Genomic DNA, 23,952 nt, shown 5'->3' on the forward strand with positions numbered 1-23,952 from the left:
CTCCGCCGTCAGCGGAGGACGGCGAGACGGGATGCCGCCTCCTTCAGCACCTCCACGCGCTTGCACGCCGCGAATCGCACGAGCGTCGCATAGTCGCTGCGGTGCTGCGGTGTGGCGAACGCGGTGAGCGGGATGGCGACGACGCCGGCGCGCTCCGGCAGCTCACGACAGAACTCCGCGGCATCCGTCGTGCCGAGAACGCGGGCGTCGGCGACGGTGAAGTACGACCCGGCGGGGATCGACACCTCGAAGCCGGCCGCGCGCAGACCGGAGCCGAGCACGTCGCGCTTGTCGCGCAGGTCGCGGGCGATCCCGCGGAAGAACTCGTCGCCGAGCCGGAGACCGACGGCGATCGCGGGCTGGAACGCACTGCCGTTCACGTAGGTGAGGAACTGCTTGACCGCGAGCACCGCCGAGATCAGATCGGCCGGCCCCGTGACCCAGCCGATCTTCCAGCCCGTCGTCGAGAACGTCTTGCCGCCGGACGAGATCGTGAGGGTGCGCTCGTGGGCCCCCGGGAGCGTGGCGATCGGCACGTGCGGCTCATCGAACACGAGGTGCTCGTACACCTCGTCGGTGACGATGAGCGCGTCGTGGCGCTCTGCCAGGCGCACGACTTCGTCGCGCACCTCGGCGGTGAACACCGCCCCCGTCGGGTTGTGGGGGTCGTTGACGAGGACCACGCGCGTGCGGTCGCTGACCGCCCGGCGCAGGTCGTCGAGGTCGGGCTGGAAGTCCGGCCACCGCAGGGGCACCGTCACCAGGCGCGCGCCGGCGAGTGCGACGACGGCCGCGTACGAGTCGTAATAGGGCTCGAAGACCACGATCTCGTCGTCGGGCCCGTCGATGAGGGCGAGCAGCGTCGCGGCGAGCGCCTCGGTCGCGCCGGCCGTCACGAGGACCTCGGCCGCAGGATCGAGTTCCAGACCGTAGAAGCGGCTCTGGTGCTCGGAGACGGCAGAGAGGAGGTCCGGGATGCCGCGTCCCGGCGGGTACTGGTTCAGGCCACCGCTGATGGCCGCACGCGCCGCCTCGAGGACTTCTGCCGGGCCGTCCTCGTCGGGGAAGCCCTGGCCGAGATTGATCGCGCCTGAACGGGCCGCCAGTGCCGACATCTCGGCGAAGATGGTGGGGTGGAGGGATCCGTCCGCACTGACGAGTCCGGCGCCCGTCGCCGCGCGGTGCCATGCCCCGGGGATGTGTCGCATCGGACTCACGGTACTCGACCTGCTCAGGTCGATTGCATAGTTCCGTCCCATCGGCGGCATAAGAAACGCACAGCATCGGTGGGCAATGTGGTCCTTGCTTGGCACCAGAAGGAGCAATCATGAGCGACAACCAGGGCAACGCCCCCGCAGACCAGACCCCCGCCGACGCGGCCGGCGAGCCCTCGCCCGCTGCCCCCTCGGCCGAGACCACACCCGCGACGCCTGCGCCCGCCGCGACTCCGCAGCCCCCGGTCGCGCCCGCCCCGCCGACGACGGCGGCCTGGCAGGCCGCGCAGCAGGCGCCCACCGCGTACCCGGTGCACCAGCAGGCCTATGCTCGCCCCCAGGGCTACGCCGGCCAGCCCGCCCCGTACCCGCAGGCGTACGCCGGCCAGCAGCCGCAGGGCGCGGCGTTCGGCCAGGCGGCGACCGGCACCCAGCCGACCGTCCCGCTCGGCAAGCCGGCTCCGACCGGACCGAAGAAGCCCACCGGCGCCGGCAGGATCGTCGGCCTGATCGCTGCGGCGGCCATCGTCGGCGGTGCCGCGGGCCTCGGCGGGGCGTACGCCGGCGTGAACCTCTTCGCCCCCGACGGCACCGTTCCCGCGGCCGGCCCGGCCACGGTGACCGTCAACGACTCCGACGCGGTCAATCAGACCACCGCGATCGCCGCCAAGGTCGTGCCGAGCGTCGTCACGATCCAGGCCACGAGCAGCGGCGGCGGCGGCACCGGGTCCGGTGTCGTGCTGACCGAGGACGGCTACGTCGTCACGAACACGCATGTCGTCACCCTCGACGGCGCCACGGGTGACGCGGCGATCCGCGTGACCACATCGGACGGCCGCGTCTACGACGCCACGGTGGTCGGGACCGACCCGACCTACGACCTCGCCGTCATCAAGCTCGAGGACGCGAAGGACCTGACGCCGATCGAGTTCGCCTCGTCCTCCGACCTCAACGTGGGGGACACGGCGATCGCCGTCGGCGCGCCGCTCGGCCTCGCCAACACCGTCACCACCGGCATCGTCAGCGCGCTGAACCGCTCGATCGAGATCGCCTCGTCGGCGGCGCCCGACTCGGGCGACGCGAACGAGGGTGAGGAAGGCGAGCAGGCGCCTGAGCAGGGCAGCCCGTTCCAGTTCGACTTCGGCCAGGGCCAGCAGCAGCGCACGCCGGGCCGGTCCATCTCCATCGCGGTCATCCAGACCGATGCGGCGATCAACCCGGGCAACTCCGGCGGCGCGCTCGTCGACGACGAAGGACGTCTGATCGGCATCAACGTCGCCATCGCGACGGCCGGCGGATCGTCGGAGGGCTCCGGCTCGATCGGCGTGGGCTTCTCCATCCCCTCCGACATCGCCCAGCGCATCACCGACGAGATCATCGAGAACGGCGAGGCGACGCACGGTCTCCTCGGAGCGAACGTCCTGCCCGCGGCATCCGTCGAAGGCGCCACCACCACCGGTGCGTACATCGATGAGGCCGTCCAGGGGGGTGCCGCTGCGGAGGCGGGTCTGCGCAAGGGCGACGTCGTGACCTCGTTCAACGGCGTCCCCGTCACCGACGCGGTCGATCTCACCGCCCAGGTGCGTGCGGCCGCGGCCGGCAGCGAGGCGACGGTCACGTACGTTCGCGACGGCGAGACCAAGACGGTCGACGTCACCCTCGGCGAGCTGCAGCAGTAGCACCCGACGCTCAGGACGCCGTCCTGCGAAGCCTGTCCGCCGGCGCGGACGCTAGGCTCGCGGGATGGCGTCCTTCTCGTTCGGCGCGGGGAATGCGCGAAAGCTCGCGACGATCCCGCTGTATGCCGCGGGACGCATGCTGACCCTCGTCGTTCCGCGCTCGCGGGACGAGTGGGTGTTCGGCTGCGGGGGCGGCATCGGCGACGGAGCTCTTGCGCTGTGGGATGTCGCGGCTGTCGGCGGTCGGCGGGCCGTATGGCTCGTGGGGAGCGACCGGGAGGAGACGGATGCCGCGGCCCGCGGCATCCCGACACTGAGGAAGTCCTCGCTGCGCGGCCTATGGCGCACGGCGCGCGCCCGCGTGATCGTCGTCACGCACGGCTTCGGCGACGTGAATCGCTATGCGGTCTCGGGAGCCTTCGTGGTGCAGCTGTGGCACGGCATCCCGCTCAAGCGGATCGGGCTGGACTCTCCCGAGACGCTGCGCGTCCCCAGCGCCGTCGCGCGCCTGCGGCTGGGCCGCGTTCTGCGCCGCCTGCTCGGCGCCATGTACCGCGGAGCAGCCCGCCGCATCCGGATCCTCCCGGCCGCGTCGCACACCGTGCGCGGCCGTCTGGAGTCCGCCTTCGCGCTCCCCGACGAGCGCGTGCCCGTGACGGGCGAGCCACGCGTCGATGTGCTGTCCCGCGGCACCGCCGACGAGCGGCGCGCGTCCGCCCGGCAGGCCATCGCCGAGGCTGTCGGTCCGATCGACGACGCGTCGCGGGTCGTGCTGTACGCGCCGACGTGGCGCGACGGTGCTGCCGACCCGGCGGTGCCGTCGACCGACGAGTGGCGCGCGCTCGTGGCCCTGCTCGAGCAGCACGATGCGGTGCTGCTGGTGCGGTCCCATCCGCTCGGCGCGGGGGAGTACCGCCCGCCGCAGGGCACCGACCGGGTCCGGCTGCTCGGAAGCGACCTCGTCGCCGACGTGACCCCGGTGCTCCCCGGCGCCGACGTCCTGGTCACCGACTACTCGTCCCTCGTGTTCGACAGCGCGCTCGTGCCTCTGCCGGTCGTGTTCCTCGCGCCGGATGTCGAGGAGTACGGCCGTCGCCGTGGCTTCTACGGACGGTACGCCGACGTCGCGGGTGACGACTGGGCGCGCGACTGGCAGGCCGCGCGCGCGCAGCTCGATGCCGTGCTCGCACGCGACGACGAGGCGGAGCGGCGACGCGGGCGGGCACGGGCGCTGAGCGCCCGCGTGCACGCCTTCCGGGACGGTGCCAATGCCGAAAGGGTGTACCGTGCCATCCTGGCCGGATCGCGCCGAGACGCCGGCGAGAGAGGACCACGATGACGGACGCCCGCTTCACGACCGACGGCGGTCCTGCGCTCGTCCTGTCGGGCGAAGGCCCTCGCCCCGCCGCGGTGGAGCTCGTCGGCCGTCGCGCGCGCGTCCCGGCAGCGCTCACGGGCCGCGGGAAGACGTGGCGCGCCGTGCTGCCGCTGCGCGCGCGCCGCTGGGGCGGGCCGGAGCTGCCGCTGCCGACCGGTGACTACGACGTGCAGGTGACCGCTGCCGAGGGCGCCGCCGTCTCCGAGCCCGCGGCCCTGGCGCTGGCGCAGCTGGGCACGGTGCGGGCGTCGCTGGACGGCTGGACGCTCCGCGTCGGGCCGCCCGTCGATCCCGCGTACGACTCGGGCGAGGGGCAGGACGCCCTCGAGCGCCGCTACGCGCATCGCGCCGCGCGGCTCGAGAATGCCGTCTTCTTCGAGAGCTTCTACGGCCGCAACGCCAGCTGCAACCCCCTCGCGATCGACCGAGAGCTCGCACGGCGAGCGCCGGGCGTGACGCGCTACTGGAGCGTGGTCGACCTGTCGGTCGCCGTTCCCGAGGGCGCAGTCGCCGTCGTCGAGGGCAGTCCCGAGTGGTGGCGCGCCCGCGGGTCCGCGCGTCTGCTCGTGGTGAACGACTGGCTGCGGAGGCGCTTCTCGCGGCGCAAGGGGCAGATCGTCCTGCAGACCTGGCACGGCACTCCGCTCAAGCGGCTCGCACTCCATCGCCCCGGGTTCGACCCGCGGCGCGCCATCGCCGTGCTGCGCGAGTCGCGCCGGTGGAACGTGCTGCTGGCGCAGAACCCGTATGCGGCGCGGATCCTCGGCAAGGCCTACGCCTTCCTCTCGCGGCCCGTCTGGGTCGAGGGGTACCCGCGCAACGACGTGCTCGTGACCGGCGACGGCGCGGCCACACGCGCGTCGCTCGGCATCCGCGAGGGAGAGCGCGTGCTGCTGTACGCGCCGACGTGGCGCGACGACCGCGACGAGATCGTCGACTTCGTCGACCCGGTGGCGCTGGCCGCCGCCGCCGACGCCGTCGTGCTGGTGCGCGGCCACTCCCGCACCCTGCAGCAGGGGAAGGATGCCGAGGGCCCTCGGGTCGTCGACGTGACGGGCTTCCCCGACACCTCGCTGTTGCTGCTGGCGGCGGATGCGCTGATCACCGACTACTCCTCGGTGATGTTCGACTTCTCCGTCACGGGCAAGCCGATGTACTTCCTGGTGCCCGACATGGAGCACTACCGCGGCGAACTCCGCGGCTTCTACTTCGATCTCGCCGCGCACGCGCCGGGCCCGGTCGTCCGTTCGCAGGAGGAGCTCGTCGCGGCACTGACGAGCGCCCCCGACGTCGCGCACACCATGCGCTATGCGCGGTGGCGGGAGAAGTTCAACTCCCGCGACGACGGGCATGCCGCGGAGCGCGTCGTGGCCCGCATCCTGGATCAGGGCTTCGTCGACGCCGGCTGACCCGAGGGGCTACGGCAGCGGAGTGTTGCGCGAGCCGAGGCGGGACGTGTCGACGGTGTCGTGCGCCCCGCGCAGCACGCCGACGATGAACCCCCATCCCCAGGAGAGATGCATGGTCGGCAGGACGGCCATCGTCCAGAGCTTGTCGCGCCATCCGCGACCGCCACCCGGTCCCAGCGCGACGATCACGACGAGCGCCGCGTACACGAGCACGGGAAGGTAGACGAGGGATGCCGCGGCCGACCACCAGCCGGCGAGTGCACCCGTCAGCTGCAGCACGCCCACGACGACCGCGAGCACGATCGTGGCGACGAGCGCCGGGGGAGCGAAGAAGCGGAGCGAGTTGCCGCGCCCGAAGCGGCGCACGAGCTCGCCGCGCCAGCGACCGGTCGCGGAGAACTGCCGTGCCAGGCGCGACCAGCTCTCGCGCGGCCAGTACGTCACCGACAGCGCCGGATCGAACCACACGCGGTAGCCGGCTCGCCGGATGCGGAGGTTGAGCTCCCAATCCTCGCCGCGGCGGATGGTCTCGTCGAACAGGCCCACCTCGTCGAGCACGGCCCGCCGCATCACCCCGAGGTACGCGGACTCCGCCTCGCCCTCCTGTGTGCCGCCGTGGTACGCGCCACCACCGAGGCCGATCGGCGAGTTGTACGCGCGGGCGACCGCACGCTGGAACGGCGTACGGCCGTCGGCGCGCATGACTCCGCCGACGTTCGCGGCGCGCACGCGGTCGAGGGTCGCCAGTGCGCGTCGGGTGTAGTCGCTCTCGAGCTCGGAGTGCGCGTCCACGCGGACGATGGTCGGATAGCGCCCGGCCGCGATCGCGCGATTGAGTCCGACGGGGATGTCGGCGGCGGGATTGTCGACGAGAACGACGCGCTCGTCACCGGCCGCGATCTCGCGCGCGAGCTCGGTCGTGCCGTCGGTGGACGGCGCGAGGGCGAGGATCAGCTCGGAGGGGCCGTCCACGTCCTGGGCGAGAACCGTCTCGACCGCGCGCCGCAGGTAGTCGCGCTCGTTGAGGACGGGCATGACGAACGTCACGCCGGCGTCGCGGGGGACCTCTGGAGCGTCCTTGCGTCCGCGCTGCTCGTCCTGCACGCGTCGATCATGTCACGGGTCGCCTGAGTAGGCTGGACGAGTGAGTCTGGTCTCGGATGCGAAGAAGGCCGTCGCGCTCGTCCGCAAGGCGGTGCGCAGCCGGTCGGCGGTGAAGGACGTCCGCCGCACGCTGGCCGCTCGCCCGCAGCATCCGCGATTCCACTACCGGGTCGCGGTCTACTTCGCCGACGGCGCGGTCAACATGTACCAGATGCGGCAGTGGTACAAGCCGCTCGCCGAGCTGGCGAAGATCTGGCCGGTCGTGGTGCTCAGCCGGGCGACCACGGGGGCCCAGGCGCTGCTGGCCGAGGACGCCCCGCCGGTGGCGTTCGTGCCGACCGTGCGCGACCTGGAGCGGTTCGTCGCCGAGCAGGACATCCGTGTCGTGCTGTACGTCAACCAGAACACCCGCAACTTCCAGATGTTCCGGTACGGCCGCCGGTGGCACGTGTTCATCAACCACGGCGAGTCCGACAAGATGTACATGACCACGAACCAGTACAAGGCGTACGACTACGCGCTCATCGCCGGCGATGCCGCCCGCGAGCGGCTGTCGCGGGTGCTGTGGGACTACGACGTCGACCGCCGCGCGATCGCGATCGGCAGGCCGCAGGCCGACCACTACTCGGGCAGGCTGGCGTACACGCCCGACGACCGCACCGTCGTTCTCTACGCACCCACGTGGGAGGGCGACCGGCCCTCCGCGCACTACGGCTCGATCGTGACGCACGGCGAGGCGCTCATCGGCGCGCTGCTGGCGAGCAAGCGCCACCGTGTGATCTACCGACCGCATCCGCGATCGGGGGTCGTGGTGCCCGAGTACGGCGACGCCGACAAGCGGATCATCGCGGCGATCGCGGCGGCCAATGCCGCCGACCCGTCGGCCCAGCACGTCTACGACAACGGGCCCGATCTGGGCTGGCAGCTTTCGGCCGCCGATGTCGCGATCGTCGACATCTCGGCGATGGTCTACGACCGGCTCGCGGCGGACAAGCCGCTCATGATCACGCGCCCCGTCGACCCCGCCGCCGCGATCGACACGCACGGCTACCTGTCGGCCTGCGAGTGGCTGGATGCCGCGGACGCGCCGTCGATCATCGCGGAGACGGACCGGGTGCTGAACGACCCGGAAGCCGTCGAGCGCCTCGAACGGTGGGTGCGGCACTACTTCGGCGACACGTCGCCCGGGGCGGCGACCGAGCGTTTCCACGATGCCGTCCGCCGGCTCATGGACGAATGGGATGACTGGTACGCGCGGTCCGTGGTCGAGAGCGAGGACGACGAGCCCGACCCCGACGAAGCAGAGCTCGACGACGCGGGCGAGAGCTGATCAGCCGACGGGCGCCGGTCGCTCGACCAGCCGCGCGATCGCGCGGAGCGGGATCGTGACCCACGTCGGGCGGTTGCGCGCCTCGTAGATCGCCTCGTATACGGCCTTGTCGAGCTCGAGCGCCGCCAGCAGCGCGCTGTCGGCCTCCAGGTCGGCGCCCGACGCGAGCGCGTACCCCTCGAGGAACGCCTCCCGCGCGGCGCGGGCCCACTCGCGGGCGGCGGCGGGGGAGCGGTCGGGGTCGTCCAGGCGGATGGACCCGGCGACGTAGTCGAACGAGCGCAGCATGCCGGCGACGTCCCGCAGCGCCAGATCCGCGCGGGTGCGCTCCGACATCGGCCGCAGCGGTTCGCCCTCGAAGTCGAGCAGCACCCAGCCCCGCCCAGGGACGTGCAGCACCTGCCCGAGGTGATAGTCGCCGTGGATGCGCTGATGATCGGGCCAGTCCCCGGCTGCCGCCCGCTCGTACACCGACTCGATGGCCTCGCGCCGCTCCGCGATCTCCGGGACCTCCGCGATCGCGATCGTCAGCCGCCGGTGCCACGACTCGGCCGTGGTCGCACGGTCCTCGGGCAGCGTCTGACGAGTCGGGAAGAGCTCCGCCAGCGACACGTGGACGTCGGCAGTCGCCGCGCCCAGCGCGCGCGCCGGTCCGCGGAAGTCGTCGCCGCGCGCGGCCGCGCGCAGTGCGACACGCCACGCATCCTCGACGTTGGGCAGGAACTCCTGGGCCGTGGCGAGCGATCCGGTCACGGTGCCCTGTGCGGTCGCCGGGTCGGGCCACGCGCCCTCCACCCAGCCGATCGCTCGCGGCACGTGCGATGACCCGGCTGCGGCCAGCGCCGTCGGCAGCTCGATGTCCGGATTGAGACCGGGGTGCAGCTGACGGTAGATCTTGCAGATGATGGGCATCCCGTGCGAGCGGAAGATGAGCGATGTGTTCGACTGCTCGCCCGAGACGACGCTCGCGCTGCGCGGCTCGTCGGGGGGCGCATCGGGCGCGGGGTGGCCGGTCGCCACTGTGCGCGGGCCCTCGGCGGTGCCGCCGAGGGTGACGAGCCGGATCAGGGCACGCGCGTACGCCGGGTCGAACGGTCCGTCGATGAACGTCGTGCCGGGTTCGGGGCTGCCGATGACGTGGTCCGGGGACGCGTCCACGGTCTCGGTCGCGCGTGAGACGACGGGCAGCTGGTACAGCACGGCGGGGAAGGCGCCTTCGTCGGCGACGAGATACGTGCGGATGCGCGCGCCCGCGTCCTCGGCGACGGTCGGCGCGAGATCCCACCACGAGATCAGGCGAAGACTCGGCGGGCGGCCCTTGGCCGCGTACCACCGCTGCCTGGGCATCCATGCCGCCAGGCACGCCAGCGTGCTGTCCATGTCTCCGAGGGTATGCCCGAACGCGCTCGGGGAGCCAGCCGGTCAGTCCTCCGCGTCACCGTCCGTCATGGCAGGCTGCGCGACGTCGGCGAGATCCTCCGGATCGGCCGGGCTCTGCGGGATGGCCTTGCGGGAGCCGGGGCGAAGACGCCTGGCGCCGTTCACGACGGCCTCGCCGGCGTGGCGGATCGTGCGGGTCGCCGCGCGCTCGAACGGCGTCGCCCCCGGTCTGGGCTCGAGGTCGGGCGGGAGGATCGCGGGGGCCTGCCCGAAGGCACGACGTGCGTTCACGAGCACGCGCCGGCCGAGAAGGTGATTGCCGGTGCCGCCGATCGCGGCGCCGATGCCGAACGGCAGGGCTTTGCCGATCCACGAGGCGCCGCCGCGCACGGCGAACTGGTGGATGAACGTCGTCTTGAGCCGATCGACGATCGGGCCCATGGCGGCGCGGGGGATCGTCTTCGTGATCAACTCGCCCCAGTACTTGTCGCGGGACGGACCCCGGCCCATGGCCTGCCCGGCGAGCTGCGAAACGAGATCGACGCCCTCCTTGCCGAGCATGAGCGTGAGCACGAGGGCGCGCGCACGATCCGGATCGGCGACCGGGATGCCATGAACCTCGGCCACCGACTGGGCGAACAGCGCGGTCGCCTCGATGAACCCCACGGTCTCGACGCCGCTGAGCGCGAGCGTCACACCGGTGCCGATGCCCGGCACGACGGCCGTGGCTCCCACCGCGGCGCCGCCCGCCGTCACCGCTGCGAGGTACCGCCGCTCCAGGATGCGAACGAGGTCGGCCGTCGACGCGTGTGGATGGCGGAGACGGATGCTGCGCAGATGAGCCAGCACCACCGGGCGCTGGATAGCGAGCACGCGGTCGAGGGCGCGGATGGTGCGCGGGTGCTCCTCCGAGCCGACGGGCGGCAGACCGCCCTGCCACGGAGAGTCCCCGGGCAGGGAGTGGATCGTGTGCACCTTTTCGACCATCGGGCCGATCCTATGCGGCCGAGCCTGAGCGCGGCCTGCGGGTTGACAGGCTCCGCCGGATGGGTCAGACGAAGAGGTTGGCGCGCTCGAGGTCCTCGGCGAAGTCGACCTCGACGGCGTACAGGTCGGAGATGTCGAGCGGCTGCAGCAGCACCCCGTCCTCGGCGATCGCCAGCTCCAGGCCGCGCTCGAAGTAGTCCTGGTCATCGACGCGCGTCAGCTGGCGGATGAACGCCTTCTTGTCGCCGCTCGAGATGTAGTTGATGCCGACGGCCTCACCGATACCGCCTTCGACGGTCTTGGAGAGCTCCTTGATGAAGCCTGCGCCGTTGACCGTGTACTTGACCTCTTCGTCACTCACCTTCGAGGTGTTGACCGTCACGAACGACTGGTCGCGCTCGATCAGCTCGATCGCGCGGCCGAGGACCATGGGGTCGAAGACGACGTCGCCGTTCATCCAGAGCACGCCGCCCTTGCCGGTCTTGGCCAGGGCGCGCAGCAGGCTCTTGGAGGTGTTGGTCTGGTCGTAGCGGTCGTTGTAGACGTAGTCGACCGACGGGAAGGCCTCGACGATGGTCTCTGCGCGGTAGCCGACGACCGTGGTGATCTTCGCCGCGGCGCCGAACGCCGCGCGGATGTTGTCGTGCTGCTGCTGCATGATGCTGCGGCCGTCGTTGAGCTCGGTCAGCGGCTTCGGAAGGCTCCGGCCGAGGCGCGAGCCCATTCCGGCTGCGAGAATGACGGTCTGAAGGGTCAAAGGTCTGCTCCTGAGTGTGAGATTCACTGTCGGTACACCGACTCGACACCCCTTCGTGCCGCGTCCATGGTAGCGATGGCACCTGTGAACGTGCAGAATGATCGGCCGCCGTTGTCGATTCGTGACAAATCCGTGTTCGTGAGACTCGGCGTCACTCAGTGACCGCTCTCAGAGAACCGCTTGATACCTTGGATCGGTGTCAGCCTCCCTCCCGGTGCCGAACGACATCGATCCGGAAGAGCCGGACGGTCACGACAGTGCGCCCATCGTGTCGCTGCCGTCGAGCCCCAAGGCTCCGTCAGTCGAGCGCAAAGCGCCCCGCAAGAAGGCCGCGAAGGGCAAGCGCCCCACCAAGCCCGCGCCGGTCGCCGAAGAGCCGCCCGCCGAAGAGCCGCCGGCCGAAGGGCCGCCGACCGAAGGGCCGCCCGCCGAGGAGGGCCTTCCTGATGAGTCGGCATCCGGCGACGCCGCTCCGGCAGCCCCTTCCGCGAAGCTCGCGGAACTCGCCGCCGCCGACATCGTCATCCCGCCGAAGCCGCCGCTCCCCGAGCCTGCGGTCGAGGCCGAGCCCGAGGCCGAGGGGGTCGTCGAGGCGGAGCCGGAGCCGGTCATCGAGCCCGAACCCGTGGTCGAGGTCGCCGCGCCGGCCCCCGCGGAAGACGTCCTCGTCCTGCGTGGCGTGTCCAAGCGGTTCGGCGACACCCTCGCCGTCGACGGCATCGACCTCACCGTGCCCGCCGGCACCTTCTACGGCCTCGTGGGTCCGAACGGCGCCGGCAAGACCACGACGCTGTCGCTGATCGCCGGCCTCCTCGAGCCCGACCGCGGCACGATCACGGTCGGCGGTGCGGATGCGGCATCCGACCGACTCGCCGCGAAGCGCGTCATGGGCGTCCTGCCCGACCGCCTGCGCACCTTCGACCGGCTCACCGGTCGGCAGCTCCTCCACTACTACGGCGTGCTCCGGGGGCTCCCGGCGGCGGTGGTGGAAAGCCGAACGGCCGACCTCGCGCGCGCCTTCGATCTGAGCGATGCGCTCGGGCGCGTCGTTTCGGACTACTCCGCCGGCATGCTCAAGAAGGTCATGCTCGCGGGAGCCCTCATCCACTCGCCTCGGCTGCTGGTCCTCGACGAGCCGTTCGAAGCGGTCGATCCGGTCTCGAGCGCGATCATCCTCGACATCCTCTCCACCTACGTCGCCCACGGCGGCACGGTGATCCTGTCCAGCCATGGCATGGAACTCGTGGAGCGCGTGTGTTCGCGCGTCGCGGTGATCGTGGCCGGCCAGGTGCTCGCGGAAGGCACCGTCGACGAGGTGCGCGGCGAGCTCAGCCTCGAGCAGCGGTTCATCGAGCTGGCCGGCGGGCTCAGCGACGTGGAGGGCCTGGAGTGGCTGCACACGTTCTCCGACTGAGGCTCGCACTGCTCTTCGGCACGCTTCGTGGCGGCCGCGCTCACGCTGCACGCGTGATCGCGGCGGTGCTGATCCTGATCGCGGCGACGGTCGCCGCCTGCTGGGCGATGCTCACGCTGCGGGATGCCGACGCCGACGTCGCCCAGACGGTGATCGTGCTCGGCGGCTCGGCCGTCACGTTGGGCTTCGGTCTGGCCCCGCTCATCGGTGCGGTGGAGGACCCCCTCGACCCGCGACGCTTCGCGCTGCTCGCGGTGCCTCGCGGACGCCTTGCGCTGGTCCTCGCGCTGGTCGGGCTGGTGAGCGTCCCCGTCCTCGCCCTCGCGGCGATCGCGGCGTGCGCCGCCATCGTGTGGGTCGAGCACGGTGTGGCGTGGCCCGTCGCTGCGGCGAGCGTCGTCCTCGGTGTCCTCACGTGCGCCCTCTTCGCCCGCGTGTGCATGGCGGTTGCCGCTCTCTACCTGCGGGAGCGCCGCTCGCGCGAGCTCTCGGGCCTGTTCCTCCTCGCGATCGTGGTCGTGGTGGTGCCCGTCGGCGTCTTCCTCGCGTCGCTCGAGTGGCGCGGAACCGTACCCACCCAGCTGACCGAAGCCGTGAACGCGCTCGCGCTGACGCCGCTCGGCGCGGCCTGGGCGTTCCCGGGAGTGGCCGACCTCGACCCCGCGGGGGCGTGGCTGTCGGTGGCGATCGCCGTGGCGACGCTCGGCGTCCTCGCGCTGCTGTGGGCCTGGGCGGTGCACCGGCTCCTCACCACGACCGAGCGCCCGGTCACGAGTCGCGAGCGCGCAGGCCTCGGGTGGTTCGCCGTGGCCCCTGGCACGCCCGGCGGTGCGGTCGCCGCGCGCAGTCTCCTGTACTGGTTCCGCGATCGCCGCTACGTCGTCAACATGCTGGTCATCCCGGTGGCGGCGGCCGTGACGGTCCTGCCCCTGCTCGTCGCGGGGGTGCCGCTCGAGCTGGCGATCCTCGTGCCCGTGCCGTTCGCCGCCCTGCTGCTCGGATGGCTTCCGCACAACGACGTGGCCTACGACTCCACCGCGGTGTGGATGCACATCGCCAGCGGCATGCGCGGGGTCTCGGACCGCCTGGGCCGCCTCGTGCCGGTGCTGCTCCTCGGCATCCCGGTCCTCGCCGTCGCGATCCCCGTGGTGATCTCGATCCACGGGCGCTGGGCGCTCCTCCCGGCCATGGTCGGTGTCTGCGCCTCCCTCTTCTTCGCGGGGCTCGGGCTGTCGAGCGTCTCCTCCGTCGTGGCGCCCTATGCCGTCTCGCGGCCCGGTGAGAGCCCGTTCCAGCAGCCGCAGCGCACGGGCGCGACGGGTGCTGTCTCGCAGAGCCTGGTCATGCTGGGCGCCGTGATCGTCACCGTCCCGGCGCTCTGGTGCGCATGGGTCGCTCTGACCGACGACATCGAGTCCGCGATGCTCGCCCTGTGGGCCGGACTGGCGACGGGACTCGGGGTGCTGATCATCGGCGTGACCGCCGGTTCGATGGTCTTCTCGCGGCGCGGAGGGCGCCTCATGGAGTTCGCCGAGTCGACCTGAGCGGGTCCCGACTCCGGCGGGCCGGACTACACTGGCTGACCATGAGCACCCCTCTCGAAGGCCCGGACCAGGGCGGTCTGGCCACCCTCGACCGAGAGCTCGAAGAGCTCATCCGCGAAGAGAACATCGAGCCCGGAGACCACGAGCGCTTCTCGCACTACGTGAAGAAGGACAAGATCCTCGAGTCCGCCATCACCGGCAAGCCGGTACGGGCGCTGTGCGGCAAGAAGTGGACGCCGGGGCGCGACCCCGAGAAGTTCCCGGTGTGCCCGACCTGCAAAGAGATCTACGAGTCGCTGGCCAAGTGAGCTGAGTCCGCCGCGTCGGCGTAGACCGTCGGGATCGCCGGGTCGGACTTGCTGAGCGCGAGCCCGCGCACCGGCAGCTCCTCGCGGGCGAACGCATGGTGCTCGCGTGCCGCCTCCACTCCCTCGTGGCCCTCGAACGCCGCATCCGGCTCACCGTCCGTCATCAGGGCCACCTGCAGCGGGCGGGCATCGGGATGGGATGCCGCGGCCGCGACGTCTTCGAACCCGTCCGACACGACGATGAGCTCACTCGTGGCCGTGCCGCGGTGGAGGGTGCGGAACGCGGCCTTGCGACCGCCCTTCGACGCCTTGTCGGTCGACGCCTTCGCGACGGCCACCCAGCCCCCAGCGGAGTCCTGGCGGGCGACGAGCTTGTAGACCATGCCGGCGGTGGGCGTGCCCGAACCGGTGACGACCGACGTGCCCACGCCGTAGGAGTCGACGGGGGATGCCGCGAGCGCGGCGATCGCGTACTCGTCGAGGTCGCTCGTCACGGTGATGCGGGTGCCGGTCGCGCCGAGTTCGTCGAGCTGGGCACGCACCTCGGCGGCGACGAGAGGCAGATCGCCGGAGTCGATGCGCACCCCGCCGAGGTGCGTGCCGGCGACTCGCACCGCCGTGGCGACGCCCTCGCGCGTGTCATAGGTGTCCACGAGCAGCGTGGTGTCGGTGCCGAGCGCCTCGATCTGCGAGCGGAACGCCTCCTCTTCGGTGTCGTGCAGCAGCGTCCACGCGTGGGCTGCGGTGCCCATGGTCGGGATGCCCCAGGCGCGCCCCGCTTCGAGGTTCGACGTCGCGCCGAAGCCCGCGATGTAGGCGGCGCGGGCGGCCGCGACGGCGGACGCCTCGCCGGCGCGCCGTGAGCCCATCTCGGAGAGGGGGCGGTCGCCGGCGGCGACGCTCATGCGCGCGGCGGCGGTCGCGACGGCCGAGTCGTGGTTCAGCACGCTCAGCGCGAGGGTCTCGAGCACGACGGCCTCGGCGAACGTCCCCTCGACGGTGAGGATGGGGGAGCCGGGGAAGTACAGCTCGCCCTCTCGGTAGCCCGTGATCGAGCCGGTGAAGCGGTAGCCCTCGAGGAAGTCGAGGGTCGCGGCATCCACCACCCGCTCGTCACGCAGGAACCGCAGTTCGTCATCGCCGAAGCGGAAGTCTCGAATGAGGCTGAGCAGACGGCCGGTGCCGGCGACGACGCCGAAGCGGCGACCGCCGGACAGGCGCCGGCCGAACAGCTCGAAGACGCATCGTCGGCCGGCGGTGCCGTCGCGCAGAGCCGCGTCGAGCATCGTGAGCTCGTAGCGATCGGTGTGCAGGGCTGTGCTGCGCGAGGCGGTCATGCGGGTCACTCTAGCGATCTCGATGACACGGCCTGGCGTAGGCTGGATCATCGTGAAGGACGCACCCATCGGAATCTTCGACTCCGGTGTCGGCGGACTCACGGTGGCACGAGCCGTATCGGCCCTCCTGCCGCGCGAGTCGATCCTGTATCTGGGCGACACGGCGCACTCGCCGTACGGCCCCAAGCCCATCGCCGACGTACGGCGCTATTCGCTCGAGATCCTCGACACCCTCGTCGACGAGGGAGTGAAGATGCTCGTGATCGCGTGCAACACCGCGTCGGCCGCCATGCTGCGCGATGCCCGCGAACGCTACGACGTCCCGGTCGTCGAGGTGATCGGTCCCGCGGTGCGCACCGCGATGTCGACCACCCGGAACGGACGCATCGGGGTGATCGGCACGGCCGGCACGATCGGCTCGGGCGCCTACCAGGACATGCTCGAGGTCAACGAGCGCCTCACCGTCTTCGCCGAGGCGTGCCCCCGGTTCGTGGAGTTCGTCGAGGCGGGCGTGACCGACTCGCCCGAGGTGCTCGCGACCGCCGAGGAGTACCTCGCGCCGCTGCGCCACGCCGGCGTCGACACGCTGGTGCTCGGGTGCACCCACTATCCCTTCCTCGAGGGCGCCATCAGCTACGTCATGGGACCCGATGTGTCGCTCGTGTCGAGCGACACGGAGACCGCGAAGGACGTCTACCGCCAGTTGGTCTCCCGCGATCTGCTCGCGGGTCCGGATGCCGCGCCCCGCCACGTCTACGAGGCCACCGGCGCGTCGGCCGACGAGTTCCTCCAACTCGCCCACCGGCTGATGGGCCGCGAGGTGCGCGAGGTGCAGCTCGTGCAGACCGGCGCCATCGACCTCCCGCATCGTTCGAACTGATCCCCCGTCCCACCCGAGGAGAACCCGATGACCGATCTCGTCCGCGCGGACGGCCGCGCCGTCGACCAGCTGCGACCCATCACGATCGAGCGGGGCTGGAGCGCGAACGCCGAAGGATCGGCGCTCATCTCGTTCGGCGGGACCAAGGTGCTCTGCACGGCGTCGTTCACGAACGGCGTGCCGCGCTGGCTGACGGGCAAGGGCAAGGGCTGGGTGACCGCGGAGTACGCGATGCTGCCGCGCGCGACGAACAGCCGCAACGACCGCGAGAGCGTGAAGGGCCGCGTCGGTGGACGCACGCACGAGATCTCGCGTCTCATCGGCCGCGCGCTGCGCGCGGTCGTCGACACCAAGGCGCTCGGCGAGAACACCATCGTGATCGACTGCGACGTGCTGCAGGCCGACGGCGGCACGCGCACCGCAGCGATCACCGGTGCCTATGTGGCGCTCGCCGACGCGATCGAGTGGGGCCGCGGCAAGAAGTTCATCGCCCAGAGGTCGCAGGTGCTCATCGACTCGGTGTCGGCCGTGTCGGTCGGCATCATCGACGGCGAGCCGATGCTCGACCTCGCCTACGTCGAGGATGTGCGCGCCGAGACCGACATGAACGTCGTCGTCACCGGGCGCGGGCTGTTCGTCGAGGTGCAGGGCACCGCCGAGGGCGCGCCGTTCGACAAGCGCGAGCTCGACGCCCTCCTGGGGCTCGGCGTCGATGGGTGCGCGTCGTTGCGCGACCACCAGCTCGCCGCGCTCGGCCTGGTCGAGGGGTCCTGACATGAGCGCGCTGCCCGAGGAGATGTCGGATGCCGTCGCCGACGTCGCCGCGCAGTCTCCGTCGCTCCGTCAGGTCGTGCTCGCCACCCACAACCGGCACAAGGTCGAGGAGTTCCAGGCGATCGTCGCCGAGACCCGCCCCGACCTGCAGGTCGTCGCGTACGACGGGCCCGAGCCCGTCGAAGACGGCGTGACCTTTGCCGCGAACGCGCTCATCAAGGCACGCGCCGCCGCCGAGCACACCGGACTGCCGGCGCTCGCCGACGACTCGGGGATCTGCGTGGACGTGCTCGGCGGCGCGCCCGGCGTGTTCTCGGCCTACTGGGCGGGGCATGCGAAGGACGCCACGGCCAACCTCGAGCTGCTGCTCGACCAGCTCGCCGACATCGCCGACCCGCACCGGACGGCGCAGTTCGTATCGACCATCGCCCTCGTGGTGCCCGGCGATGCGTCGAGCGAGCAGGTCGTCGAAGGGCGCTGGCCGGGCCGCCTGGCCACCGCCGCATCCGGCGAGGGCGGCTTCGGCTACGACCCGGTCTTCATCCCCGACGGGCAGCCCGCCGACAGCGAGCGCACCGTCGGCGAATGGTCGTCGCTCGAGAAGAACCGCGCGTCGCATCGTGCCCGTGCCTTCGCCGAGCTGGCTCCGCTTCTCGAGCAGCTGTGACGCGCTCGCGGGAGTGAGAATCACGATCATTCCCGACTGCGCGGATCGGCACACGGCGGGTCGCCCCCGGGCTTAGCCTGGGCACATGCACGATCACGCGAGCGCCTCGGAGGGCGGCATCCGCGGGGCGAGCAACCGCCGATTGCTCGCGATCTCACTCGCGATCACGAGCGTCGTGATGGTGGTGCAGGTCGTCGGAGCGGCACTGTCGGGATCGCTGGCGCTCCTGGCCGACGCGGCGCACATGTTCACGGATGCCGCGGCGCTGGTCATCGCGCTGGTGGCGACGTCGGTCGCGGCGCGTCCGGCGAACGACCGCCGCACATTCGGGTACCAGCGCGCCGAGGTGTTCGGCGCGCTCGTGAACGGCGTCATCCTCCTCGTGCTGTCGGCATGGGTCGCCGTCGAGGGCGTGCAGCGACTGCTGGATCCGGGCGAGGTCGAGCTGGCGGGCGGGCTCATGCTCGCCGTCGCCGTGGCGGGTCTGATCGCCAATGCAGGGGCGATGTGGCTGCTCAGCTCCGCGCAGCGCCGCAGCATCAACGTGCGCGGGGCCTACCTCGAGGTCCTCGGCGACCTGATCGGCTCGGCGATGGTGATCGTCGCCGCGATCGTGATCGTGACGACGGGCTGGGTGCAAGCCGACGCGATCGCGTCGCTGGTCATCGCCGCCATGATCATCCCGCGTGCGATCGGGCTGCTGCGGGAGGTCGTGTCGGTGCTGGCGGAGTCGGCGCCCGCGGGCACGCACGTGCGTGACATCCGCGATCACATCCTGTCGACCCCGGGCGTCGTCGACGTGCACGACGTGCACGTGTGGCAGCTCACGCGCGGAGCGCCGGTGTTCAGCGCGCACGTCGTGGTCGACGACGCCGCCATGCGCGATGGGCGGGCCTCCGGCATCCTGAGCACTCTCCAGTCCTGCCTGTCGGAGCACTTCGACGTGGAGCACTCGACGTTCCAGCTCGAGCCCGCCGGCCACGTCGAGCACGACGCCCACGCTTAGGGCACGTCCTCGCGGCGCACCTCGCCGGGGCTCTTGTCGGGCCGCAGTCCGCGCCAGCGCGGGTGGCGCAGGATGCCGCCCGGAGTGAACTCGCCGTACTCCACCTCGCCGACCAGCTCGGGCCGCACCCACAGCGCGTCGCGGGCATCGAGCGGCGGCACCCCCACCAGCGGGTTGTCGTCGGTGCGCAGCGGCGTGAGCGTGCGCAGGAGCTGGGTGAGCATGCTGTCACTGAATCCGGTGCCGACGCGCCCCGCGTACTGCAGGCCGTCCGGGCCGGGGATGCCGAGCAGGAGCGAGCCGAACGTGCCGCTGCGCCCGCCCTTGCCCGGACGGATGCCGGCGATCACCACTTCCTGGGTGCTCGTGTGCTTCACCTTGAGCCAGGACTCCGAGCGGACGCCGCCGGTGTAGCGGGATCGCGGATCCTTCACGACGATGCCCTCGAGTCGCAGCGCGCGGCTGGCGTCGAGCGCGGCGTCGACGTCGTCGAAGACGGGCGGGACCGAGATGAGCGGGATCGCGTCGGCGGCGAGGTCTTCGAGCAGACGCCGACGGACGCGCAGAGGCTCGCCGGTCACGTCGTCGCCGTCGGCGGACTGCACGTCGAACAGGTAGTACCGCACCGGGGCGCGTCGGGATTCGCGGGCGATCTCGGCGGGACGCTCGAGGTTCATGCGACCCTGCAGCAGCGGGAAGCTCGGCCGGCCGTCGGGCTCGAGCGCGACGAGCTCGCCGTCGACGATCGCCGGGGCGCCGCCGAGCCCCGCGTCCACGTCGGTCAGCTCGGGGTAGCGATGGGTGATGTCGTTGCCGCTGCGGGCGTACAGCCTCAGCCGCGAGCCGTCCCACACGCCGAGCGCGCGGATGCCGTCCCACTTTCCCTCCACCCACGGCTCGCCGCCCCAGCGGGCCGCGGACTGACGGGCGATGCCGGGGGTCGCGTTCGTCGCGAGCATCGCCGCCGGCGCGGACGGGGCGGACGGTGAGTCCTCGTCAGGACCCGCGCGCCGTGCGGGAGGTCGTGCGTCGGCCTGCGCGCTGGGTTCGACGGGGATGCCGTCCGGCTGTGGCCGGCCCGCGGCATCCGTCTTCATCCGATGCAGCAGCCAGCTCGACTTCTCACCCTCGCCCTCGGTGCGGATGAGTGCGAGGCGCACGCGCCCGAGCGGGCCGCCCGGGCGACCCTCGAGTGTCGCGATCACCTCGTCGTCGCGCCACTTCTCGAGGTCGTAGCGGCCGTCGTCCCAGATCGTGACGCTGCCGCCGCCGTACTCGCCGGCCGGAATGGTGCCCTCGAAGCTCGCATACTCCATCGGGTGGTCCTCGGTCATGATGGCGAGATTGTTCCGCTTGTACGAGTGCGGGACGCCGCGGGGCACCGCCCAGCTGACGAGCACGCCGTCGTGTTCGAGGCGGAAGTCCCAGTGCAGCGCCGTCGCGTGATGCTCCTGGATGACGAAGATCGGCTTCTCGCCGTGCGGAGTCGCGCCCAGGGGGTTGCCGGGCACCGGTTCGGGAGTGCGCGATGCGCTGCGCTTGGACATGTACGCCGACAGCGGCCCGGTCTCGGCCTCTCGTCCGCCCGCGTGGAAGCCGAGCGCCGCCATCGGGTCGCCGATCGTCTGCATGCGCTCGAGCACCTCCTCGAACAGCAAATGCCGCAGCCCCGGGTCGTCGAGCTCATCCCACGTGCGCGGGGCCGCGACCGTGGGGTGCATGCGGCCGCGCAGCGAGTACGGGGCGATCGTCGTCTTGGAGCCGTTGTTCTGGCTCCAGTCGATGAGCACCTTGCCAGGCCGCTCGGTCTTCTTCATCGAACTGACGACGAGGTCGGGGTGGTCGGCCTCGATCGCGCGAGCGAGCTCCTTGGCGATCATCGACGCCTGCTCGGTCGTCTGCCCGTCGGGCAGCGACGTGTACAGGTGGATGCCTTTGCTGCCGCTGGTCACGGGGTAGGGGTCGAGTCCCATTCCCGACAGGATGCCGCGTGCCCAGCCGGCGACGACGGCGCACTCCGGCAGCCCTGCGCCCGGTCCGGGGTCGAGGTCGAGCACGAGGCGGTCGGCGAATCCGCGCTCGCCATCGGGTGTGAAGCGCCACTGCGGCACGTGCAGTTCGAGGCTCGCCACCTGGGCGAGGTAGACGAGGGTGGGCACGTCGCCGATCAGGGGGTAGTCCTTCGTCCCTGTGGAGTGGGGGATCGGCATCCGCCTCACCCAGGACGGCGCACCGCGCTCGAGGTCCTTCGCGAAGAAGACCATGCCTGGGTCGTCGTCGGTTCCGACGCCGTCCGGCCAGCGCTTGCGGGTCACGGGGCGCCCGACGACGTGCGGAATGAGCAGCGGGGCGATGCGCGTGTAGTAGTCGATGACCTCGCCCTTGGTGGTGCCCGTCTCGGGGTAGAGCACCTTGTCGAGGTTCGTGACGCGCAGTCGCCGGCCGCCGATGCTCACCATGTTGGACGCGCCCGGCATGCGTTCAGGCTAGCTGCGACATGTCAACACCTGCATATGGGCTAGCCGTGGCAGGTGTGACCGGTGTTCACTGGGGGGATGAGGGCGATCTGGAAGGGTGCGCTGACCTTCGGTCTGGTCAATGTGCCGGTCAAGGTGTATTCGGCGACCGAGGACCACGACGTGTCGCTGCACCAGGTGCACAGCAAGGACGGCGGCCGCATCCGCTACCAGCGCATCTGCGAGATCGACGGCGAGGTCGTGCCCTACCAGGACATCGACAAGGCCTACGACGACGGCGACAAGACCGTCGTGCTCACGAAGGAGGACTTCGCGGCGCTGCCGGCCGAGAAGAGCCGCGAGATCGACGTCGTCGAGTTCGTGCCGAGCGACCAGGTCGACCTCCTCACGCTGGACAAGGCGTACTACCTCGAGCCCGACAGCGCTTCGCCGAAGGCGTACGTGCTGCTGCGCAAGACGCTCGAGCAGACGGACCGGACCGCGATCGTGCGGTTCTCGCTGCGCCAGAAGACGCGGCTGGCCGCGCTGCGGGTGCGCGGTGACGTTCTGGTGCTCCAGACCCTGCTGTGGGCCGACGAGGTGCGCGAGGCGGCCTTCCCGGCGCTGGACGAGACGGTGCGCATCTCGGCGAAGGAGCTCGAGCTGTCGGCATCCCTCGTCGAGAGCTTCGCGAGCGATTTCGACCCGTCAGAGTTCACGGACGAGTACCAGGAGGAGCTGCGCACGCTGATCGATGCGAAGCTCGAGAAGGGCGATGCGCTCGACACCTCCGAGACCTTCGGCGACCACGAGGAGGAGGACACCGGGGGAGAGGTCATCGACCTCATGGAGGCGCTGCGCGCGAGCGTCGAGAAGTCGCGCGCTGCGCGCGAGGGCGGCGCGGCGTCGGTGAAGAAGGACGACGCACCCGCGAAGAAGCCCGCCGCCAAGAAGCCGATGGCGAAGTCGTCCGCGGCGGCGAGCTCGTCGAAGGGCGACGCGAAGAAGTCCACTGCGAAGAAGCCGGCGGCGAAGAAGACCGCGAAGGCCTCCTGACCGACGACGGCGTCAGGCCCGCGGCGCCTCGCCCCCGTGCTGTCCGTGCTCGGGGCCGCGGTCGAAGATGTCGGCGTCGAGCACGAGCGCCTCGGCCTCCTCGTGGTCGGTCACGACATCCTCACCCGCCGCCGCGGCCTTCTTGGCCTTGCTGCGCTCGCGGAAGTAGTGCCACAGCGTCACCACGGCGGTGCCGCCGACGGCGGCGAGCAGGATGAGGTCGATGTAGTTCTCGACAAAGGTCGCCACCGGCGGGATGAAGCCGATCAGGTAGCCGAACATCGTCAGGCCGAACCCCCAGATCACGGCGCCGATGAAGTTGTAGAGCGTGTACTTCCACTTGTTCATGTGGCCGACGCCGGCGGCGACGGGCGCGAAGGTGCGCACGATCGGCACGAAGCGGGCGAGGATGATCGTGAGCCCGCCGAAGCGCTCGAAGAACGCGTTGGTGCGCTCCACGTTCTTGACGCTGAAGAGCCCGGACTCCTTCTTCTCGAAGACCGAGGGCCCGCCCTTGTGGCCGATGTAGTAGCCGACCTCGCCGCCGACGAAGGCGGCCAGTCCGATCAGCAGGGCCACCCACCAGACGCTGAGGCCGAACACGCCGTTCGGTGCGTAGTCCTGGGGGTGCGAGAGCAGGCCGGCGATGACGAGGAGCGTGTCGCCCGGCAGCAGGAAGCCGACCAGCAGACCGGTCTCGGCGAACACGATGAAGCACACGACCACGAGCGCCCACGGGCCCGCCCAATCGATGATCGCGGCGGGATCGAGCCAGGGGATGAGAGCAGTGGGCACGGCGTGCACGATGTGGGATTCCCGTCGGTCGAGGCGGTCGGCGGTGCAGCGCGGTCAGCGAAGCAGCTGCGTGCGGAAGGTGGGACTTGAACCCACACGCCCGGAGGCACAGGAACCTAAATCCTGCGTGTCTGCCAATTCCACCACTCCCGCGAGCAGGTTCAGTCTACTGAGACGCCTGGACGCGGGCTGTGGGGCAGGCCCCCGGGTTCCGCGGGGGCTCTCAGCGACGGATGCCGAAGAGGAAGTAGCTCGCCGGGCCGATCCAATTGACCAGGATCGCGGGGATCCACGCGGGCTTCGGGCCGCGCACCTCGGACGCGTCGCGATGTGCGAGATCCCAGAAGGCCAGGAAGGCGAACACGACCTGCACGAGGCCCACGAGGCCGAGGACGGCTCGGCCGATCGGTGCCATCTCTTGCCGGCTCTTGGTCATCGTCGTGCCTCCGAATCGTTCGTCGGTGTCACCTCCATCCT

General features: G+C 71.2%; 21 protein-coding genes and 1 tRNA gene. 12 read left to right on the forward strand and 10 right to left on the reverse strand.

What is annotated here, in order from left to right; translation table 11 throughout:
- Nucleotides 1-8: 8 nt before the first annotated feature.
- Nucleotides 9-1,208, reverse strand: coding sequence for an aminotransferase class I/II-fold pyridoxal phosphate-dependent enzyme (locus ACFC1W_RS14910; protein WP_375994108.1), 1,200 nt, complete (start codon nt 1,206-1,208; stop codon nt 9-11).
- Between the two features lie 119 nt (nt 1,209-1,327).
- Here ACFC1W_RS14910 and ACFC1W_RS14915 point away from each other — a divergent pair, with 119 nt between their 5' ends.
- The 3 genes from ACFC1W_RS14915 to ACFC1W_RS14925 all read left to right on the forward strand — a co-directional run bounded on the left by ACFC1W_RS14915 (nt 1,328) and on the right by ACFC1W_RS14925 (nt 5,680).
- Complete coding sequence (locus ACFC1W_RS14915; RefSeq protein ID WP_375994111.1) at nt 1,328-2,893, forward strand: S1C family serine protease; 1,566 nt, start codon at nt 1,328-1,330, stop codon at nt 2,891-2,893.
- 64 nt (nt 2,894-2,957) lie between these two features.
- Nucleotides 2,958-4,232, forward strand: coding sequence for a CDP-glycerol glycerophosphotransferase family protein (locus ACFC1W_RS14920; RefSeq protein ID WP_375994113.1), 1,275 nt, complete (start codon nt 2,958-2,960; stop codon nt 4,230-4,232).
- Nucleotides 4,229-5,680 (forward strand): CDP-glycerol glycerophosphotransferase family protein, encoded by a 1,452-nt coding sequence (locus tag ACFC1W_RS14925; RefSeq protein WP_375994115.1) that lies wholly within the window; start codon nt 4,229-4,231, stop codon nt 5,678-5,680. The genes ACFC1W_RS14920 and ACFC1W_RS14925 overlap by 4 nt, the downstream gene beginning before the upstream one ends.
- 9 nt (nt 5,681-5,689) lie before the next feature.
- Here the strand turns inward: ACFC1W_RS14925 and ACFC1W_RS14930 are convergent, their stop codons facing one another.
- Nucleotides 5,690-6,715 (reverse strand): glycosyltransferase, encoded by a 1,026-nt coding sequence (locus ACFC1W_RS14930; RefSeq protein ID WP_375994571.1) that lies wholly within the window; start codon nt 6,713-6,715, stop codon nt 5,690-5,692.
- Between the two features lie 109 nt (nt 6,716-6,824).
- On the opposite strand from ACFC1W_RS14930, the gene ACFC1W_RS14935 reads away from it, so the two are divergent.
- Entirely contained in the window at nt 6,825-8,114 is a 1,290-nt protein-coding gene (locus ACFC1W_RS14935; RefSeq protein WP_375994118.1) for a CDP-glycerol glycerophosphotransferase family protein, read from the forward strand.
- On the opposite strand, the gene ACFC1W_RS14940 is transcribed toward ACFC1W_RS14935, so the two are convergent.
- The 3 genes from ACFC1W_RS14940 to ACFC1W_RS14950 all read right to left on the reverse strand — a co-directional run bounded on the left by ACFC1W_RS14940 (nt 8,115) and on the right by ACFC1W_RS14950 (nt 11,238).
- Entirely contained in the window at nt 8,115-9,494 is a 1,380-nt protein-coding gene (locus ACFC1W_RS14940) for an aminoglycoside phosphotransferase (RefSeq protein WP_375994121.1), read from the reverse strand.
- A 42-nt stretch (nt 9,495-9,536) separates the two neighbouring features.
- Nucleotides 9,537-10,481, reverse strand: coding sequence for a hypothetical protein (locus ACFC1W_RS14945; RefSeq protein WP_375994124.1), 945 nt, complete (start codon nt 10,479-10,481; stop codon nt 9,537-9,539).
- Between the two features lie 64 nt (nt 10,482-10,545).
- Nucleotides 10,546-11,238 (reverse strand): NTP transferase domain-containing protein, encoded by a 693-nt coding sequence (locus tag ACFC1W_RS14950; RefSeq protein ID WP_375994127.1) that lies wholly within the window; start codon nt 11,236-11,238, stop codon nt 10,546-10,548.
- Between the two features lie 196 nt (nt 11,239-11,434).
- Between ACFC1W_RS14950 and ACFC1W_RS14955 the strand changes: the two genes are divergently transcribed.
- From ACFC1W_RS14955 to ACFC1W_RS14965, 3 genes are read left to right on the forward strand one after another with little or no spacing between them, the layout of a single operon-like run.
- A complete protein-coding gene (locus ACFC1W_RS14955) occupies nt 11,435-12,652 on the forward strand; it encodes an ABC transporter ATP-binding protein (protein WP_375994130.1) in 1,218 nt (405 codons plus the stop codon).
- Nucleotides 12,628-14,196: a hypothetical protein gene (locus tag ACFC1W_RS14960; protein WP_375994132.1), complete on the forward strand. Its 1,569-nt coding sequence runs from the start codon at nt 12,628-12,630 to the stop codon at nt 14,194-14,196. The genes ACFC1W_RS14955 and ACFC1W_RS14960 overlap by 25 nt, the downstream gene beginning before the upstream one ends.
- 41 nt (nt 14,197-14,237) lie before the next feature.
- The gene (locus ACFC1W_RS14965) at nt 14,238-14,504 is read left to right on the forward strand and encodes a DUF3039 domain-containing protein (RefSeq protein WP_127474413.1); all 267 of its coding nucleotides are present in this window, start codon (nt 14,238-14,240) and stop codon (nt 14,502-14,504) included.
- Here ACFC1W_RS14965 and ACFC1W_RS14970 read toward each other — a convergent pair.
- Nucleotides 14,483-15,841 carry a nicotinate phosphoribosyltransferase gene (locus ACFC1W_RS14970; RefSeq protein WP_375994134.1) on the reverse strand — a complete coding sequence of 453 codons (1,359 nt, stop codon included), beginning with the start codon at nt 15,839-15,841 and terminating at the stop codon, nt 14,483-14,485. The two genes, ACFC1W_RS14965 and ACFC1W_RS14970, sit on opposite strands and share 22 nt — an antisense overlap.
- A 52-nt stretch (nt 15,842-15,893) precedes the next feature.
- Between ACFC1W_RS14970 and murI the strand changes: the two genes are divergently transcribed.
- The 4 genes from murI to ACFC1W_RS14990 all read left to right on the forward strand — a co-directional run bounded on the left by murI (nt 15,894) and on the right by ACFC1W_RS14990 (nt 19,168).
- Nucleotides 15,894-16,721, forward strand: a complete 828-nt coding sequence (murI, locus tag ACFC1W_RS14975) for a glutamate racemase (protein WP_375994137.1) — start codon at nt 15,894-15,896, stop codon at nt 16,719-16,721.
- A 27-nt stretch (nt 16,722-16,748) separates the two neighbouring features.
- On the forward strand, nt 16,749-17,495 hold the full coding sequence (gene rph / locus ACFC1W_RS14980) for a ribonuclease PH (RefSeq protein WP_375994139.1): 747 nt from the start codon (nt 16,749-16,751) through the stop codon (nt 17,493-17,495).
- A 22-nt stretch (nt 17,496-17,517) separates the two neighbouring features.
- Nucleotides 17,518-18,162 carry an RdgB/HAM1 family non-canonical purine NTP pyrophosphatase gene (rdgB, locus tag ACFC1W_RS14985; RefSeq protein WP_375994574.1) on the forward strand — a complete coding sequence of 215 codons (645 nt, stop codon included), beginning with the start codon at nt 17,518-17,520 and terminating at the stop codon, nt 18,160-18,162.
- A gap of 85 nt (nt 18,163-18,247) precedes the next feature.
- Entirely contained in the window at nt 18,248-19,168 is a 921-nt protein-coding gene (locus ACFC1W_RS14990; protein WP_375994142.1) for a cation diffusion facilitator family transporter, read from the forward strand.
- On the opposite strand, the gene ACFC1W_RS14995 is transcribed toward ACFC1W_RS14990, so the two are convergent.
- On the reverse strand, nt 19,165-21,645 hold the full coding sequence (locus ACFC1W_RS14995; RefSeq protein WP_375994145.1) for an ATP-dependent DNA ligase: 2,481 nt from the start codon (nt 21,643-21,645) through the stop codon (nt 19,165-19,167). The genes ACFC1W_RS14990 and ACFC1W_RS14995 overlap by 4 nt on opposite strands.
- Before the next feature lie 78 nt (nt 21,646-21,723).
- On the opposite strand from ACFC1W_RS14995, the gene ACFC1W_RS15000 reads away from it, so the two are divergent.
- Nucleotides 21,724-22,680 carry a Ku protein gene (locus ACFC1W_RS15000; RefSeq protein WP_375994148.1) on the forward strand — a complete coding sequence of 319 codons (957 nt, stop codon included), beginning with the start codon at nt 21,724-21,726 and terminating at the stop codon, nt 22,678-22,680.
- A gap of 12 nt (nt 22,681-22,692) precedes the next feature.
- On the opposite strand, the gene ACFC1W_RS15005 is transcribed toward ACFC1W_RS15000, so the two are convergent.
- The 3 genes from ACFC1W_RS15005 to ACFC1W_RS15015 all read right to left on the reverse strand — a co-directional run bounded on the left by ACFC1W_RS15005 (nt 22,693) and on the right by ACFC1W_RS15015 (nt 23,911).
- Nucleotides 22,693-23,484 carry a DedA family protein gene (locus ACFC1W_RS15005; RefSeq protein ID WP_375994151.1) on the reverse strand — a complete coding sequence of 264 codons (792 nt, stop codon included), beginning with the start codon at nt 23,482-23,484 and terminating at the stop codon, nt 22,693-22,695.
- Between the two features lie 62 nt (nt 23,485-23,546).
- Nucleotides 23,547-23,628 (reverse strand) — tRNA-Leu (locus tag ACFC1W_RS15010).
- A 70-nt stretch (nt 23,629-23,698) separates the two neighbouring features.
- Nucleotides 23,699-23,911, reverse strand: a complete 213-nt coding sequence (locus tag ACFC1W_RS15015; protein WP_375994154.1) for a PLDc N-terminal domain-containing protein — start codon at nt 23,909-23,911, stop codon at nt 23,699-23,701.
- Between the last annotated feature and the right edge of the window lie 41 nt (nt 23,912-23,952).

The sequence above is a fragment of the Microbacterium sp. NPDC056003 genome, from assembly GCF_042274785.1.
Classification (GTDB): Bacteria; Actinomycetota; Actinomycetes; order Actinomycetales; family Microbacteriaceae; genus Microbacterium.